Annotated in this window: 18 protein-coding genes and 1 tRNA gene; 7 read left to right on the forward strand and 12 right to left on the reverse strand. The window is 67.5% G+C overall.

The genetic code is table 11. From position 1 onward, the window contains the following. The 3 genes from prrA to ACZYW1_RS15680 are packed head-to-tail and all read right to left on the reverse strand — an operon-like array spanning nt 1 to nt 3,833. On the reverse strand, nt 1–711 hold the full coding sequence (gene prrA / locus ACZYW1_RS15670) for a two-component system response regulator PrrA (RefSeq protein ID WP_293002499.1): 711 nt from the start codon (nt 709–711) through the stop codon (nt 1–3). 54 nt (nt 712–765) lie between these two features. Then, nucleotides 766–2,238, reverse strand: coding sequence for a carboxyl transferase domain-containing protein (locus ACZYW1_RS15675; RefSeq protein ID WP_463787098.1), 1,473 nt, complete (start codon nt 2,236–2,238; stop codon nt 766–768). 17 nt (nt 2,239–2,255) lie between these two features. Next, nucleotides 2,256–3,833 carry an arylsulfatase gene (locus tag ACZYW1_RS15680; RefSeq protein ID WP_463787099.1) on the reverse strand — a complete coding sequence of 526 codons (1,578 nt, stop codon included), beginning with the start codon at nt 3,831–3,833 and terminating at the stop codon, nt 2,256–2,258. 129 nt (nt 3,834–3,962) lie between these two features. Here ACZYW1_RS15680 and ACZYW1_RS15685 point away from each other — a divergent pair, with 129 nt between their 5' ends. The 6 genes from ACZYW1_RS15685 to ACZYW1_RS15710 all read left to right on the forward strand — a co-directional run bounded on the left by ACZYW1_RS15685 (nt 3,963) and on the right by ACZYW1_RS15710 (nt 7,746). Further along, the gene (locus ACZYW1_RS15685) at nt 3,963–4,694 is read left to right on the forward strand and encodes an enoyl-CoA hydratase (RefSeq protein WP_463787100.1); all 732 of its coding nucleotides are present in this window, start codon (nt 3,963–3,965) and stop codon (nt 4,692–4,694) included. Between the two features lie 4 nt (nt 4,695–4,698). Continuing rightward, on the forward strand, nt 4,699–5,823 hold the full coding sequence (locus ACZYW1_RS15690) for an MBL fold metallo-hydrolase (RefSeq protein WP_463787101.1): 1,125 nt from the start codon (nt 4,699–4,701) through the stop codon (nt 5,821–5,823). Between the two features lie 32 nt (nt 5,824–5,855). Continuing rightward, nucleotides 5,856–6,032: an antitoxin gene (locus ACZYW1_RS15695; protein WP_463787102.1), complete on the forward strand. Its 177-nt coding sequence runs from the start codon at nt 5,856–5,858 to the stop codon at nt 6,030–6,032. 9 nt (nt 6,033–6,041) lie between these two features. Next, complete coding sequence (locus ACZYW1_RS15700; protein ID WP_463787103.1) at nt 6,042–6,482, forward strand: type II toxin-antitoxin system Rv0910 family toxin; 441 nt, start codon at nt 6,042–6,044, stop codon at nt 6,480–6,482. A gap of 69 nt (nt 6,483–6,551) precedes the next feature. Next, the gene (locus ACZYW1_RS15705; RefSeq protein WP_463787104.1) at nt 6,552–7,325 is read left to right on the forward strand and encodes a VOC family protein; all 774 of its coding nucleotides are present in this window, start codon (nt 6,552–6,554) and stop codon (nt 7,323–7,325) included. A gap of 16 nt (nt 7,326–7,341) precedes the next feature. Beyond that, nucleotides 7,342–7,746: a hypothetical protein gene (locus tag ACZYW1_RS15710; RefSeq protein WP_463787105.1), complete on the forward strand. Its 405-nt coding sequence runs from the start codon at nt 7,342–7,344 to the stop codon at nt 7,744–7,746. Here the strand turns inward: ACZYW1_RS15710 and ACZYW1_RS15715 are convergent. From ACZYW1_RS15715 to ACZYW1_RS15735, 5 genes are all read right to left on the reverse strand, one after another. Beyond that, nucleotides 7,743–8,648 (reverse strand): winged helix-turn-helix transcriptional regulator, encoded by a 906-nt coding sequence (locus ACZYW1_RS15715; RefSeq protein WP_463787106.1) that lies wholly within the window; start codon nt 8,646–8,648, stop codon nt 7,743–7,745. The two genes, ACZYW1_RS15710 and ACZYW1_RS15715, sit on opposite strands and share 4 nt — an antisense overlap. After that, nucleotides 8,638–10,125 carry a carotenoid oxygenase family protein gene (locus ACZYW1_RS15720; RefSeq protein ID WP_463787107.1) on the reverse strand — a complete coding sequence of 496 codons (1,488 nt, stop codon included), beginning with the start codon at nt 10,123–10,125 and terminating at the stop codon, nt 8,638–8,640. Before ACZYW1_RS15720 ends, ACZYW1_RS15715 begins: the two co-directional genes overlap by 11 nt. Further along, nucleotides 10,125–11,339 carry an acetyl-CoA acetyltransferase gene (locus ACZYW1_RS15725; protein ID WP_463787108.1) on the reverse strand — a complete coding sequence of 405 codons (1,215 nt, stop codon included), beginning with the start codon at nt 11,337–11,339 and terminating at the stop codon, nt 10,125–10,127. The genes ACZYW1_RS15720 and ACZYW1_RS15725 overlap by 1 nt, the downstream gene beginning before the upstream one ends. Before the next feature lie 178 nt (nt 11,340–11,517). Further along, nucleotides 11,518–12,342 (reverse strand): sulfurtransferase, encoded by an 825-nt coding sequence (locus tag ACZYW1_RS15730; RefSeq protein ID WP_463787848.1) that lies wholly within the window; start codon nt 12,340–12,342, stop codon nt 11,518–11,520. Beyond that, entirely contained in the window at nt 12,339–12,734 is a 396-nt protein-coding gene (locus ACZYW1_RS15735) for a hypothetical protein (RefSeq protein WP_463787109.1), read from the reverse strand. The genes ACZYW1_RS15730 and ACZYW1_RS15735 overlap by 4 nt, the downstream gene beginning before the upstream one ends. Nucleotides 12,735–12,781: 47 nt before the next feature. Here ACZYW1_RS15735 and ACZYW1_RS15740 point away from each other — a divergent pair, with 47 nt between their 5' ends. Beyond that, nucleotides 12,782–13,162, forward strand: a complete 381-nt coding sequence (locus ACZYW1_RS15740) for a hypothetical protein (protein WP_463787110.1) — start codon at nt 12,782–12,784, stop codon at nt 13,160–13,162. 11 nt (nt 13,163–13,173) lie between these two features. Here ACZYW1_RS15740 and ACZYW1_RS15745 read toward each other — a convergent pair. The 4 genes from ACZYW1_RS15745 to ACZYW1_RS15760 all read right to left on the reverse strand — a co-directional run bounded on the left by ACZYW1_RS15745 (nt 13,174) and on the right by ACZYW1_RS15760 (nt 15,652). Continuing rightward, nucleotides 13,174–13,249, reverse strand: a tRNA-Arg gene (locus ACZYW1_RS15745). Between the two features lie 39 nt (nt 13,250–13,288). After that, complete coding sequence (locus tag ACZYW1_RS15750; protein ID WP_463787111.1) at nt 13,289–14,296, reverse strand: CobW family GTP-binding protein; 1,008 nt, start codon at nt 14,294–14,296, stop codon at nt 13,289–13,291. A gap of 32 nt (nt 14,297–14,328) precedes the next feature. Continuing rightward, nucleotides 14,329–14,808 carry a hypothetical protein gene (locus ACZYW1_RS15755; protein ID WP_463787113.1) on the reverse strand — a complete coding sequence of 160 codons (480 nt, stop codon included), beginning with the start codon at nt 14,806–14,808 and terminating at the stop codon, nt 14,329–14,331. A gap of 25 nt (nt 14,809–14,833) precedes the next feature. Next, nucleotides 14,834–15,652 (reverse strand): LLM class F420-dependent oxidoreductase, encoded by an 819-nt coding sequence (locus ACZYW1_RS15760; RefSeq protein WP_463787114.1) that lies wholly within the window; start codon nt 15,650–15,652, stop codon nt 14,834–14,836. Nucleotides 15,653–15,654 lie beyond the last annotated feature (2 nt).

Raw genomic sequence — 15,654 nt, forward strand, 5'->3', positions numbered from 1 at the left:
TCACTGCATGCGCAGGACGAATCCCACGCCGCGGACGGTGTGCAGCAGCCGCGGGCCGCCACCCGCTTCCAGTTTGCGGCGCAGGTATCCGATGAACACGTCGACGACGTTGGTGTCGGCGGCAAAGTCGTAGCCCCACACCAACTCCAGCAACTGGGCGCGCGACAACACCGCGGTCTTGTGTTCGGCCAGCACGGCCAGCAGGTCGAATTCACGCTTGGTCAGGTCGACGTCGACGCCGTTGACCCGGGCCCGGCGGCCGGGGATGTCGACCTCGAGCGGACCCACGGCGATGGTCTCCGACGACGATGCCGGCGTCGACCCTTTTCTGCGCAGCAGGGCGCGCACCCGCGCCACCAACTCGGCCAGCACGAACGGCTTGACCAGATAGTCGTCGGCGCCGGCCTCGAGGCCGGCCACCCGGTCGTCGACCGAGCTGCGCGCCGACAGCACACAGACCGGGACGTCGTTGTCCATCGCCCGCAGCGCGGTAACCACGCTGACGCCGTCCAGCACCGGCATGTTGATGTCGAGCACGATCGCGTCGGGCCGGGTCTCGGTGGCGCTGCGCAACGCCTCGGCACCGTCGACGGCGGTCGACACTTCGAAGCCGGACAACCGCAGTCCGCGCTCCAGTGAAGCGAGCACATCAGAGTCGTCGTCGACCACCAAAACCCGGGGCGAGGTCCCACCAGCGTCCATGCCGCCCATGATGCCTGATTATCGCCGGTAGCAGTGGGAACACCCGTCCGGGCGGCGTGGGGTCTAGCGCAGCCCGATGTCGCGGTAGCGACGCAGCCGGGCGGCCACCCGATCGTGGTCAGGCATGGCGCGCAGCCCGTCGAGTTCGACGGCGATCGCGGCCGACAGCCGGGTGGAGAACTCGACCGGCTCGTCGGCGGCGTCGGGGTGCTCGGGCACGACCGAGTCGACGATGCCGGACGCCAGCAGATCCGCCGACCGGACGCCTTGCGCGGCCGACAGTTCGGGGGCGTGATCGGTGTCGCGAAAGACGATCGCGCTGGCGCCTTCCGGCGGCAGCGGCGCCAGCCAGCCGTGCAGGGCGGCCAGCACCCGGTCGGCGGGCACCATCGCCAGCGCCGGCCCGCCGCTGCCCTGGCCGAGCAGCACCGACACCGTCGGGGTGTCCAGGGTGACCAGCTCGGCCAGACAGTGGGCGATCTCGCCGGCCAGGCCGCCCTCCTCCGCCTCGGCTGACAGCGCCGGGCCGGCGGTGTCGATGACCAGCACCAGCGGCAACCGCAGACCGGCGGCCAGCGCCATGCCGCGGCGCGCCTCGCGCAGCGCGGCGGGCCCGACCAGTCCGCCGACCACCCGCTGCTGGCCGAGCAGCACCGCGGGCTGGCCGTCGAATCGGGCCAGCGCGAGCAGCATCGTCGCGGCATCGCCCTGACCGGTACCGGAGAGCAGCACCTGGTCGGTGCAGCCATGCCGGAGCAGATGCGCGACGCCCGGCCGGTCCGGTCGTCGCGAGGCCAGCACCGAGTCCCACGCCGGGACGTCGGGCAGCGGTTCGGCGGGCACCGGATCGGGTGCGGGGGCCGGATCGTCGGCGACGACGGTCAGTGCCCGGTCGAGGATGTCGCGCAGCTCCTCCAGCGGAACGACGGCGTCGATCACCCCGTGCCGTTGCAGGTTCTCCGCGGTCTGGACGCCGGACGGGAACGGCTCGCCGTAGAGCTGCTCGTACACCCGCGGACCCAGGAAGCCGACCAGCGCGCCCGGCTGGGCGATCGTCACATGACCCAGCGACCCCCACGACGCGAACACCCCGCCGGTCGTCGGGTGCCGTAGGTAGACGAGGTAGGGCAGGTGGGCCTGTTTGTGCAGGGTGACGGCCGCGGCGATCTTGACCATCTGCAGGAACGCGACGGTGCCCTCCTGCATCCGCGTGCCGCCGGAGCTCGGCGAGGCCAGCAGCGGCAGCCGCTCGGTGGTGGCGCGCTGGATCGCGACGGTGATCCGCTCGGCAGCGGCAACCCCGATCGAGCCGGCCAGGAAGTCGAACTCGCAGACCACCACCGCAACCCGGCGTCCGAACACCCGGCCCTCACCGGTCAGCACCGACTCGTCACGGCCACTGACTTCGCGGGCCTCGGCCAGCTCGCGGGCGTAGGACTCGGTTGTCGCCACGGCCAGCGGCTCGGTGTCCCAGCTGACGAACGATCCCTCGTCGAGCACCGCGTCGCGCAGTTGGTCGGTCCCGATCCGGCTCACCCGGCCGAGATTACTGATCAGCCCGGCGCGGGAGCCAAGATGACGCCGGTGTCGGCGACGTAGCGTTCCCACAGCACCAGCAGCTCGGCCAGCTTGTCGGGATGCGCGGCCGCAAGGTCGTTCGTTTCCCCGGGGTCGGTAGACAGGTCGTAGAGCTGCCAGGCGTCCGGACCGTACGGTTCGGGCAGGTGCAGTGCCTTCCAGTCGCCTTGGCGAATGGCGTAGCGCCCGAACAACTCCCACCCGGTTCCGGTCTCGTCGTCATGCACCGATTCGGTGTCGCCGGAGAGGTACGGCAACAGCGACCGGCCGCGGATCGGAGCCACCTCGCGCCCGTCGTATTCGGTGCCGGGGTGCGCGACGCCGGCGAGTTCGAGCACGGTCGGGGCGATGTCCATGACGGTGCTGAACGCGGTGCCGATCTGCTGCTGCCGGTCGAAACCCGGCCAGGTGACGAAGCCGACGACGCGGATACCGCCCTCAGTGGTGAATGCCTTGTGCAGGCGCGACGGTGCGGTGGCGGCCTGCGCCCAGCGTGGGCCGTACCAGATGAACGAGTTGGCGGCCCCCGCGTTGTCGAGGCTGTTGTCCCAGTTCTTGTCGATCTCGGCGGCGATGGCTCCGCCGAGTATCGGCATGGCTTCGACGATCGCGCCCTCGGCGCCGTTGTCGGACAGGAAGATCACGACCGTGTTGTCGAGTTCGCCGGTCTCGGTGAGGTAGTCGACCACCTTGCCGATGTTGTAGTCCATCCGGTCGACCATTGCGGCGTAGACCTCCATGCTGCGCGCCGACCGGGCCCGCTCGTCGTCGCTCAACTCCGACCACTCCGGCTCCCCGTCGGGGACGACCGGGTGTGCGGTCACGTCGGAGGGCACCAGGCCGAGCTGCTTGAGCGCCGCGAGTCGCTGCTCGCGCAGGACGTCGGGGCCCTCGTCGTAACGACCCCGGTATTTCGCGATGGTCTCCTGCGGCGCCTGCAGCGGCCAGTGCGGCGCCTGGAATGGCAGGTAGGCGAAGAACGGCTGCTCGTCATCGGTGCGCTCGCGCAGGTAGCGGACCAGCGTGTCGGCGTAGAAGTCCGAGGAATAGAAGTCGTCGTCGACAGTGACCAACTGGTCGTCCTCGGTGTAGCGCGACAGCGCCGGCAGGAAATCGCCTGGGACGTTGCTGTAATGGCTTGCGCCACCGGGCAATAGCGCAAACGACCGGTCGAAACCGCGCGCCCACGGGCTCCGGTCGATGGTCATGCCGAGGTGCCACTTGCCGGCCATCAGCGTCAGGTAGCCGGCATCGCGCAGCAATTCGGGCAGGGCGACCACCCGGTCGTTCAGGTAACCCTCGTAACCGGGTTGCCCGCGCAGCTCCGGAACGACCTCGACCATGGTGCCGATGCCGGCGATGTGGTGGTCGGTTCCGGTCAGCAGCATCGACCGGGTCGGCGAACAAGCCGGGGCCGAGTGGAAATCGGTCAACCGGATCCCGGCCTGGGCCAGCCGATCCAGGTTGGGCGTCTCGATCTCGCTGCCGAAGGCGCCGATATCGGAGAATCCGAGGTCGTCCGCCACTATTACCAGGAAGTTGGGCCTTGTCACGGGGAAGCATCCTGTCAGGTGTCCGGTCGCATGGGAATGTTCCGCCTACCGCCGATTCGATGCCGCGCGAAACGTCACTAGGCTGTCCCGCATGATCCGCACCAACAGTGATGGCCAGGAGTGGCGCGCATGATCGGTGTCACCCGCGTCGGAGACGTGTTGACCATCGAGATGCAGCGTCCCGAGCGACGTAATGCGCTCAACTCTCAGCTCGTGGAGGAGATACGCGAGGCCATCGAGAAGGCGGCCGGCGAGGATGCCCACGCTGTCGTGCTGACCGGGCAGGGCACCGTGTTCTGCGCCGGCGCCGACCTCAGCGGCGACGCGTTCGCCGCCGACTACCCCGACCGGCTCATTGCGATGAACCTGGCGATCGACGCGGCGCCGATCCCGGTGATCGGTGCGATCAACGGCCCGGCGATCGGCGCGGGTCTACAACTGGCCATGATCTGCGACCTTCGGGTGGTGGCACCGGAAGCGTTCTTCCAGTTTCCGACGTCCAAATATGGTCTGGCGCTGGATAACTGGAGCATCCGCCGGTTGACGTCACTGGTCGGGCACGGACGCGCCCGGGCCATGCTGCTGACCGCCGAGAAGCTGACCGCCCAGGACGCCCTGGTCACCGGTATGGCCAACCGGATGGGCACGGTCGCCGATGCGCAGGCGTGGGCCGCCGAGATCGCCGGCCTCGCGCCGTTGGCACTGCAGCATGCCAAGCGGGTGCTCAACGACGACGGCGCCTACGAAGACCAGTGGCCCGCGCACAAGGAGCTCTTCGACAAGGCGTGGGCCAGTCAGGACGTCATCGAGGCACAGGTGGCACGGGTCGAGAAGCGGCCGCCGAAATTCCAGGGGGCCTGATCGGATGCTGCGCAGTGCGCTGCGGCTGGCAGTGGGCACAGTCTCGCTCGCGACGGGCGGGTGGGTACTGCGCGCGCTGCACGGTGCGCCGGCCGCGCTCGGCGCCCAACCGTCCGACATTCGCGGGGTGGCCGAACGCTCGCCGAACTACCGCGACGGCGTGTTCGTCAACCTCGAGCCCGCATCGTTCGCCATCGACGCCGAGGAGCAGCGCAACATCCTGAGGCAGCTGATCAGCAGCCGTGCGGTCGGCCGGCCCGGTGCCGACATCCCGCTGATCACCCCCGGACCGCGGACCTTCGACGCCCCAGCCGGCCGCATCGCGGTCAGCTGGTTCGGCCATTCGACGACGCTGTTGGAGATCGACGGCTACCGGGTGCTCACCGACCCGGTCTGGAGTGAACGCTGCTCGCCGTCAGACGTCATCGGCCCGGGCCGCATGCATCCGCCGCCGGTGCCGCTGGAGGCGCTGCCGGCGCTGGACGCGATCGTGATCAGCCACGATCACTACGACCATCTCGACATCGACACGATCATCGGGTTGGCCCGCAGTCAGTGGGCGCCGTTCGTCGTTCCGCTCGGCGTCGGATCGCATCTGCGCGAATGGGGCGTGCCGGACGAACGCATCATCGAACTCGACTGGAACGAGCGCACCAAGATCGACGAGCTGACGCTGGTCTGCACGCCGGCGCGGCACTTCTCCGGACGATTCCTGAATCGCAATGCCACCCTGTGGGCATCGTGGGCGATCATCGGACCCGCGCACCGCGCGTTCTTCGGCGGCGACACGGGCTACACCCAGAGTTTCGCCGATATCGGTTCGGAGCTCGGGCCTTTCGACGTGACGCTGATGCCGGTCGGTGCCTACAACAAGTCGTGGCCGGACATCCATATGAACCCCGAGGATGCGGTGCGCGCGCACCTCGACGTCAACGGCGGTCTGCTGGTGCCCATCCACTGGTGCACCTTCCGGTTGGCTCCGCATCCGTGGGCCGAGCCCATCGAGCGGCTACTGGCCGCCGCCGACGCCGCGAACATCCCGGTCGCGGTGCCGAAGCCGGGCGGGCGCGTAGACCCAACGGCGACAACAGATTTCGAGCCCTGGTGGCGGCTCGACGAAACGTCTTAGCAGTCAACAACACCGAACGAAAAGGGTGGCTCATGGGATTCCTGGACAAGGCCAAGGATCTGTTGTCGCAGAACGCCGACACCGTCGGCTCCGCGATCAACAAAGCCGGCGAGTTCGTCGACTCCAAGACCGACGGCAAGTTCAAAGACGTGGTGGACAAGGCGCAGGAGGCCGCCAAGAACGCGCTGGCCGACAAGGGCGAGCAGTAGAACCGCGCCATGGCAAAGCTTTCCGGATCCATCGACGTCCCGCTGACCCCGGACCAGGCGTGGGGGGCCGCTTCCGACCTGTCCCGCTTCAAGGAGTGGCTCACCATCCATAGGGTGTGGCGCAGCAAACTGCCCGAGATCCTGGAAAAGGGCACGGTGATCGAGTCGATCGTCGAAGTCAAGGGCATGCCCAACCGGATCACCTGGACGATCGTCAACTACAAGCCGCCGGAGTCGATGACGCTCAACGGCATTGGCGTCGGTGGTGTCAAGGTCAAGTTGATCGCCAAGGTCAAACCCAACGGGGACGAGTCGGTGGTCAGCTTCGACGTGCATCTCGGCGGCCCGGCACTGTTCGGGCCGATCGGCATGATCGTCGCCGCCGCATTGCGCAGCGACATCAACGAGTCGTTGCGCAAGTTCGTGACGGTGTTCGCGCCGGCGCGATGACTTTTCGCTGCGCCGGCGGTCGGTATCGGTGAACCCCGATCCGGGGCCTCGCGACATCAGGAGGTCATCGTGCCCATCCGTACCGACGCGCCGCTGGGCGCCCCATGCTGGCTGGACCTGCTGACCTCGGATCTCCAGGGCGCTCAAGACTTCTACGGCGCCGTGTTCGGGTGGACGTTCGAATCCGCGGGACCCGAATACGGCGGCTACGTCAACGCCTCCACGAACGGCCACCAGGTCGCCGGGTTGATGGCCAACTTCCCCGAGTCGCAGAACCCGGACCGGTGGTCGACCTACTTCCACACTGCCGACATCGACGCCACCACCGCGACGGTGGCCGAGTCCGGCGGCGCGACTTTCCTCGGGCCGCACGAGGTGCCGGCCAAGGGTTTCATGAGCCTGGCCACCGATCCGTCGGGCGCGGTATTCGGCGGATGGCAGCCACTGGAGCACCACGGCTTCCAGGTGATCGGCGCGGCCGGTGCGCCGGTCTGGCATCAGCTGACCACCCGCGACTTCCGCGCCGCAATCGACTTCTACCGTCGAGTGTTCGGCTGGCGGACCGAGGTGGAATCCGACACCGACGAATTCCGCTACACCACAGCCTGGTTCGGTGATCAGCAGCTGCTCGGCGTAATGGACGGCGCCAGCCTGCTCCCGGAAGGCGAGCCGCCGGCGTGGACCACGTTCTTCGGCGCCGAAGATGTCGACACGACGCTGCGGGTGATCGCGGACAACGGCGGATCTGTCATTCGGGAAGCCGAGGACACCCCCTACGGCCGACTCGCCGCCGCGGCCGACCCGACGGGCACGCCGTTCAATCTGTCGTCGCTGGAGGGCTAGCAGCTACTGTCGCAGTATGCCGCGCCTGCACCCCGGATGGATGGTCGCGTTGTTCGCCGTGGCGGTCGCGGTGAGTGCCTGGTTGCCGTGGCTGTCGACGGGCATCGGCAGCGACGGGTGGGCCGCTGCGATCGGCGGCCAGCACGTGCAGCACCGATTCGGGACGGCGCAGTTGATCGTCGTACTGTCGTCGGCGCTGTTGGTGGCGGGTGCGGTGGTCGGCCGAGGATTGTCCACCAGGGGAGCATCGGTTGCCGCGCTGGTGATTTCGCTGTCCGAGGTCGGGCTGCTGGTGCGGTACTACTCGGTCAACGTCAAGCCGACGGTACCGGCGGCCTACGGCCTGTACGTCGGTGCGGTGTCGGCGGTCGCGGCGCTGGTGTGCGCGTTGTGGGCGCTCGTGGTCTCGCTGCGCCGCTAGCCGTTGATGCCGATGTGCGCGCCCTTGAGGGGCCGCGCGCACTGGTCGCAGGCCAGCTGCCCGATGAACGGGTTACCGCAGCCGAGGTGTGTCAGCAGTACTGCTGGGCCCTCCGGTGCATGAAACCAGTGCTGGCCACATTGCAGCGCGGCGATGATGACGGGAAAGAACGCCCGGCCCTTCTCGGTGAGCTGGTAATTGGCTTCCCGTGAGGTCTGCAGCACGCCGTTGGCGCAGAACGTCTGCAGCCGTTCGGACAGCAGCGACGGGGGAGCGCCGAGTTGCGCCTGAAAGTCCGAGAAGCGGCGGGTACCCAGAAACGCGCATACCAGAAGAGCTGCGGCCCAACGGTTCCCGAATACGCTCATGGTCTCGGGGAACAGTCCCGCTTGACCGGCGCTCGACCTGCGGCGGTTGGATCCTTCCGGTACCGAGCGCGGCCACGATCCGCTGGGCCCCCAGCGCGCCGACACCTGCTTCTCGGTGACGGAGTCGCCACACGTCTGGCAGGTCAACACCGGAGCGAAGTCGCTGCCGCACTGCGTGTGCCGCATACCCGGAAGGCGATTCACATGGCCGGGCACCCAGCGCCGTTCCCACTCCCAGATCGACAGCAGCACCGGCCAGAACGCCCGGCCGCGCTGGGAGAGTAGATACTCGGCCCGCACGGGGCGGGTCTGGTACGTCGTACGATCCAACACTTCGTTGTCGGTCAGCACGCGTAACCGGTTGGCCAGCACGGTGTTCGAGATCGGTAGGCGCTGCATGAAATCGCCGTACCGGGTGGCGCCCAGAAGTGCCTGTTGGACGATCAACACCGTCCACTCGTCGCCGAGCAGACCCAGGATGCGACCGACCGCGTTGGTGCCGCCGGGGCTCAGTGCCGTCGGCTCAGACGTCATGCCACCGACGCAGCTGTGAACCGGCTGCCCAGGTGGCGTGTGTTCCGCTGGAAACCCGTTCGGGCAGAGCAAGTTTGCACACCGGGCCGTCACTGAACCGGGCGGCGTCGAAGATCACGCAGTACGAGGCGTCAGCCGCCATGTCGGTGGTGATCGTGATCAGGTAGCCGTCGTCTTCGGCAGTGGCGTTCGGCCGCGGGGCCATCGCGGCCTCGCTGCCGTAGACCCCGTCGGCGAACTGGTAGTGCTGCTCGCCGCCGGTCCGCAGGTCGTGCTTGACCAGACCGTCGAACAGGAACCAGCCCGGTTTGCCGCTGGCGGCGTAGGTGTAGCGGTAGTCGGTGGCGGCGTAGTCGGGGTTGATCGTGCCGAATTCGGTGATGGACTCCGACAGCTGCTCCTCCTTGACCTCACCGGTGACCAGGTTGAACCGCCAGCGGTGCAGCCGGGCCTGCAGACGATCGAGGGCGAGGAAGCGAAACAGCTTGTCCCACTTGCTACCGCCAGTGTCGATCGGTTGCGGTGCACCTTCGTAGAAGCCGTCGAGCACGATCTCGTCGCCCTCTTCGTAGGCGTTGGTGAAGTGCAGAACGAACGTCGGATCGGCTTCGAACCAGCGGATCTCGCCGCTGTTGCCGCGGCGCGGCACCACCGCGAAGCGCGACGGCATGTCGGGGTAGAACCGCGGCAGGTGCACGTCGTGCTGCAGTAACTCCGGATCCCAGAACAGCGGAAAATCGTTGAAGATCGCATAGTTTTCGGTGAACGCCATGTCGTGTGGCAGTCGCGGGCCGGGAAGCGGAATGTCGATGTAGTGCGCCAGGTTGTTGCTCTCGTCGACGACGCCGTAATGCATGAACGGCGCCTGCTTGCTGTAGTTGAAGAACAGCAGCTCACCGGTTTTCGGATCGACCTTCGGATGGGCCGACACACCCCATTCGGCCGGGAACTGCCCGTTCCAGCTCTCTTTGCCGAGCGTGTCGGCCGAGAACGGGTCCAGCCGATACAGATCGCCGCATTGGTAGAAGCTGGTCAGCGCGATGCCCCGGTGCACGATGACGTCAGTGCTCGAGGCGTCCTTCATCCGGGTGCGGGCGCCGCACCCCCCGTCGCGTTTGGCCAGTTGCACCGGCTCGGCCAGCCCGGGCCAGAGCGGCTCGCCGGCCTGGTTCTCGGCCAAGAATCCGTCAGTGCGAACGAATCGGTTGCGGTAGAACGCTTTTCCCTCGCGGAAGCTGACGATGTGCAGCATTCCGTCACCGTCGAACGGGTGGTAAGTCTTCAGCGCGGGGTGTAGCGGGTTTTCGGTGTTGCGAAGGTAGACGCCATCGAGGTCGCGGGGGAGCTCGCCCTCCACGGCGACCAAATTGTCGGCGTCCCATTCGTTGGTCTGCGGCCGCCACGGCCCGGTCCGGTACGGGTGGTCATCGTCCTCGGGCAGTGTGGACAGGAATTTGGCGACGACTTCGACGTCCATCAGCGCACTCCGTCAACGACAAAGCTGACCGTGGTGGCGGTGCTGCCGCCGAAGTTCAGCGTGCCGAAGGTGGTCGCTTTATCGACCTGGTAGTCGCCGGCCGTGCCGCTGACCTGTTTGGCGGCATCGACAAGCATCCGGACGCCCGACGCGCCGACCGGGTGTCCGCCACCGATCAGACCGCCGCTGGGATTGATCGGCAGCCGTCCGCCGATCTCGATCTCGCCGTTCTCGATGGCCTTCCACGATTCACCCGGCCCGGTGAGGCCGATGTGGTCGATCGCCAAATACTCACTGGGAGTGAAGCAGTCGTGCACTTCGATGCCGTGCAGATCGTCGAGACCGCGTTGCGCGCGGCGCAGCGCGTCGAGCACCGCGGCACGCACATGCGGCATCACGTAAGGGTCGTCGGCGGCGCGGGTGAGTTTCTGTTGCAGACCCAGCCCGACGGTGCGATGTCCCCAGCCGGCGATCCGGGCGATCGGCCGGGCGGTGGGATGGTCGCGAAGATACTTGTCGGTGACCAGGACGACTCCTGCTCCACCGTCGGTCATCTGGCTGCAGTCGAATCGCCGCAGCCTGCCCTCGATGAGCGGATTGGTTGCATCATCGTCATCGATGGGATCAGGCACTGTCCACGATCTGGTCTGCGCGTTGGGATTTCGCCGTGCATTGCCGAAGTTGACTCCCGCGATGGCCCGCAGGTGGGTCTCGTCGATCCCGTAACGGCGGTCGTACTCGTCGGCAACCGTCGCGAACATCGACGGCCAGAGGAACTTCGCGTCGGCGCCCTCGTGGCCGGTCCAGGCGGCCGCGCCGAGGTGGCGGGCCGCGGTGTCACCGGGCACCGTCTTCTCCAACTCGACGCCCAGGACGAGCGCGGTGTCATAGTTGCCGGCCCGCAGATCGGCCATCGCGGCAAGCGCGGCGATACTGCCCGACGCGCATGCGGCTTCGTGCCGGGAAGCGGGCGTATTCCATAGCCCGTCGCAAACGGTGGCGGGCATCGCGCCGAGGTGTCCCTGCTCGGCGAACATCTCGCCGAAGGCGTTGGCGACGTGGACGACGCCGATGTCCGTGGCGTCGATCTTGGCCGCGGTGAGAGTGGAGTCGACGATGTCGCGGGTCAGGTCCGCGAAGTCGAGTCCTTCTTTGGTGAGATTTCGGGCGAAGTCGCTTTGATAACCGCCGAGAATCCAGACGTCGGTGTCCATGACTCGAACGGTACTACAACTAAAAGAGTGACAGTTCGCCTCGTGAAATTATGCGGTCCCACCGGCTCTCGGCTGAACCGGAGAGACCTAAGTGCGCACATCGGTCGACCAATGCGCCCACCTCTCAGAGCGCATTGCCCGCGTTGCCGCATGACAAACGTTTTTCTGGGAAACCGGACTACCTGTCTCCATGCGCGACGGGGTTGCCGGGCTCAGAACTCCACTGCGACCACGAGCCTGGGAACAGCGCCGCGTCGTACCCCGCCGCCGCGAGCGCCGCGAGCGTGACGGCCGCGGTGACACCCGAGCCGCAGTAGGCACCAATGCGATCCGTGTCGACGTGGCGCTCGGCGAGCAGGCGAGTGATCGCGTCGCGCCCCCGGAATGTGCCGTCGTCGTCGAGGACGGCGCCGCTCGGGAGATTTTTGGCGCCGGGAATGTGTCCGGCGACCGGATCGACGGGTTCGACGTCACCGCGGAAACGTTCGGGTGCACGGGCATCCAGCAGGTCGAAGTCGTCCACCTGCTGTGCGGTCAACGTCGGGAGCGCGCCGTTGTAGAGGTCGTCGTGCGTGACGGTCACGTCGCCGGGTGCGGGAGTCACGGCGTCGGTGGCCAGCTCGCCTCGCCACCCGGCCAGGCCACCGTCGAGGATGCGAACGTCGGCGATCCCGGCGGCCGTCAACACCCACCACGCCCGGGCCGAGCCGGCTCGATTCCAGTCGTCGTAGACGACGGTCGGGACGCCCGCGCGCAGACCCCAGCGCCGCGCCGCGGCCTCGATGCTGCGACCGGACGGCAGCGGGTGCCGACCTCGTCCGACGATCGAATGGTCACTGAGCTCGTCTTCCAGCGAGACGTACACCGCGCCCGGCAGGTGGCCCTGCAGATAGGACGCCCGGCCGTCGGGCTGATCGAGTCGCCAGCGCACATCGAGGATGCTCACGGGACCGCCGCCGGCCACCAGGTCGCTCAATTGCGCGCCCGTGATCAGCACGCTTATGGCTTGAACCCCAGCTCGTGGAGTGCGTCGACGCAGCCGGCAAGCCAATCGGTGGGACTCGGTGGCGGCGTCCCTCCTTTGAGCTCCGCTTGGCACGCCGTCGCGGCGGTGTAGCCGTTCTTCATCTCGCTCGCGAGGTACGCGTGATTCTGCGGAATCGCGAAATAGTCGTGCTCGGACCGGTAGCCGTCCTTGTAGGACGGGCTGTTGACGTTGGCTGCCGGTGGGTTGTTGGCCGGACCGTGCGGGCAGCCGGCAGCGGGACATTGAGGGTCCGCGCCGACGGTGGGAGCGGCGCCGATCGCGGCAATCATGAGGGCGAGCGCAAAAACGGTGCGGCCGAACATGTCACGCATGATTTCACGCCCGCTCGAGCCGTAGGGCAAAGTCAAGGGAAATCCCTGTATCTGCCGGGCGGCAAAGCGCCTACAAAGAGCACATGAGACTGCTACTTCTGCCGGGCCTCGCCGCGGCAACCATCGTTGCCGGCGCGTCGATCGGCGTGGCCGGGCCGGCGTCAGCCGAGCCGCTCGACGGCCCCTACACCCACACGATCACCGACAAGAGCGGGGGACCGTTTCACATCGGCGGGCAGACGCCCTGGATCTTGAGCCCCTGCGGGTCGACCTGCCTCCGCATCCACCAAGCGGCGGACCCCGAGTGGGACGCGGATATGCACTTGGAGGGCAAGACGTGGGCCGGCCCTATCAACCAGCACCGGACGATCTCATTCGACAAGGACACGTTGGTCGGAAAAGAGGTCCTCACCAGAGACAACGGCGAGGTGTACAACGTCGGCTTCACCCTCACCAAGGCCTGACCTGCGGCGCCTGGTGCCCCCGGCAGGATTCGAACCTGCGACACCGGCTTTAGGAGAGCCGTGCTCTATCCCCTGAGCTACGGGGGCTGCGGGGCTTCACAACTCCGTTGAATCTAGTCCCTTCCGTCAGAGGCTGTGACGACGGTATCGGCGCAGGCGGTGGACGTCGGCCAGCGTTGCCGGCTCGCTCGAAGGACGCAGCGCCGCCTCGAGCCGGGCGCGCACCTCGTCGGTGTCGAGGTGCATCCCGATGGCGACCAGAAAATTGGCCGCAACCCCGGGTGGTGCATTCGCGATGTGGATCGTCGGGCCGACGAGATTGACCGCGAAGGTGGGTGTGCCCCGGCCGTACCGCATCGTCACCGCGCCTTTGAGCCGATACACCCCCGCGGGCGGAGCTTCGAGCAGATCGATCAGCGCACCCGGGTCCACCTCGCCGGCGGTGGTCACCGTGACCGAGTCGGCGTGCACGTGGTCGTGGTCGTCGTGGGCGACCTCGCCGGCCGTCTCGTCCACGAGCAGTTCACGCAACGACAGCTGACCGGGCTCGTCGTCAGACGTCCCGACGTCGTAGAGCAGCCGCGGGTCGATCTGTCCACCAACCGCCCCGACCACCGTCGCTCGTGAATTCTGTTCTCGCACGCGTTGTTCCACCCGTTCGACCATGCCGGCGCGGTCGCTGTCGGGGAGTTGGTCGAGCTTGTTGACGACGACGAGGGATGCCGCGCGGTAACGCGCAAGCAGCGCCTCTCCGGTGTCGACGACGTCGAAATGCGTTGCGGCGTCCACAACGTCGACGAGGCCGCCGTAGCGCAGGCCGGCGACCCGGCTGAAACCGATGATCCGGGCAACGCTCAGCGGGTCGGCCAGACCGCTGGCCTCGACGATTACGGCATCGAGGTTGAGCCGCGGGTCGGCGAGCTTGCTCAGCGCCTGGTCGATACCACCGTCGTCGGGCAGGCAGCAGATGCAGCCACCGGCGATCGACACCGGCTCGTCGACCTGACCGGCCACCAGCATGGCGTCGACGTTGAGCTCACCGAAGTCGTTGATGATCACGCCGATCCGCGCACCCGGGCTGCGAAGCACATGGTTGAGCAGCGTCGTCTTGCCGGCGCCGAGGTAACCGGTCAAGCAGATGACGGGGATGGCCGCCGGAAGCCGGCTCAGATCCAGACCAGCAGCTTCGGGCTGCCCGCCGTCTCCCGGGAGAACACGATCGGCGCGTCGATGCCGTCGAGAGTCAGACGCACCGCCGCCGCGTCGGCCGAGATGGCGACGATGGTGCCGATGGCGTACTGCTGCGCGTCGTCCCATTTGACGGTGGCGTACTGGCCGAGGTGTTGCACCGCGAGATCTTGCGGCGCGACTTCGGTGGGCTGCGGCGTCGGCAACGCGTCCAGGTCCTCGTGAGCGGGCGCCGGGCCCGAGTCGTCGGCCCAGGCGTTCTCGTCGCCGAAGTATTCGCCGTCGTCGCCGGCTTGCTTGAGCTGTCCCAGCGCTGCCTGCGAGTCCGAGTCGTCGTCCTCGACCCACAGCCGCCAACCCTGTGGTGGTGGCGGCCACGACGGGTCCGGCGACCAGTCGGCGTGCGGCGCCCAGCCCTGGGGCGGCTTTGGCCAGTTGGGAGGCGGGTTGTAACGCATCAACCCACCATACGGAATGCGGCGGTCACCGGAACTCGGCAATGACCTTCGCGATGGTCTCGGCGTGGTTCTCCTGGAACGAGAACGACGTGAGCCCGTACTTCTCGCGGTAGCCGCGCAGGGTGTCGGCCAGCTCGCGGGTCGATCCGCTCAGTACCGACGGCATCGCCAGCAGATCCTCGTCGGACACCCCGGGTACGTATCGTCGGGTCAGCTTCAGGTCGGCTTGGTCGGAGTCGCCGGATGGCACAGCCGTGATGGCCAGGTTCAGCTCGAGGTCGGCGAATCTGTCGCCGGCGGCATCGCGAATGAACTCGATCCGCTCGGCCAGCGGGTCGGAGGCGTCGGAGCTGGCACCCGTCAAGCCGATGATGTCGGCGTGCTGCGCGGCGACCGTGAGCAGCCGCTTTCCGTTGCCCGCGATCAGGATTGGCATCGTCGGCAGGTTCTTCTTGAGGTAAACCGTGACGTGCTCGAGGTGTTCGACACGTTGCCGCGCCGTAGGGTACGGCAACTCGGCCGCCTCGAACTCCTCGCGCACGTACCCGGCGCCGAGTCCGAGTTCGAGCCGCCCGTCGCTGAGCTTGTCGACTTCGGCTGCGTCACGGGCCAGCAACGCGGGCTTGTAGAACCCGGCGTTGAGCACGTAGGTGCCCAGCCGCACCCGCGACGTCACCGACGCGATTGCGGTCAGCGCCGGAAACGGTGCCGGTGCGCCCAGATGGTCGGGTAGATACAGCGCGTCGAAACCGCTGTCCTCCAACCACTTTGCCTTGTCCTGCAGAGCGGTTCGCGACTTGAAGCCGTGAATGCCCATCGAGAATCGAAAGGCGCGTTCGGCCATGG

The organism is Mycobacterium sp. IDUB_36 (genome assembly GCF_055419225.1).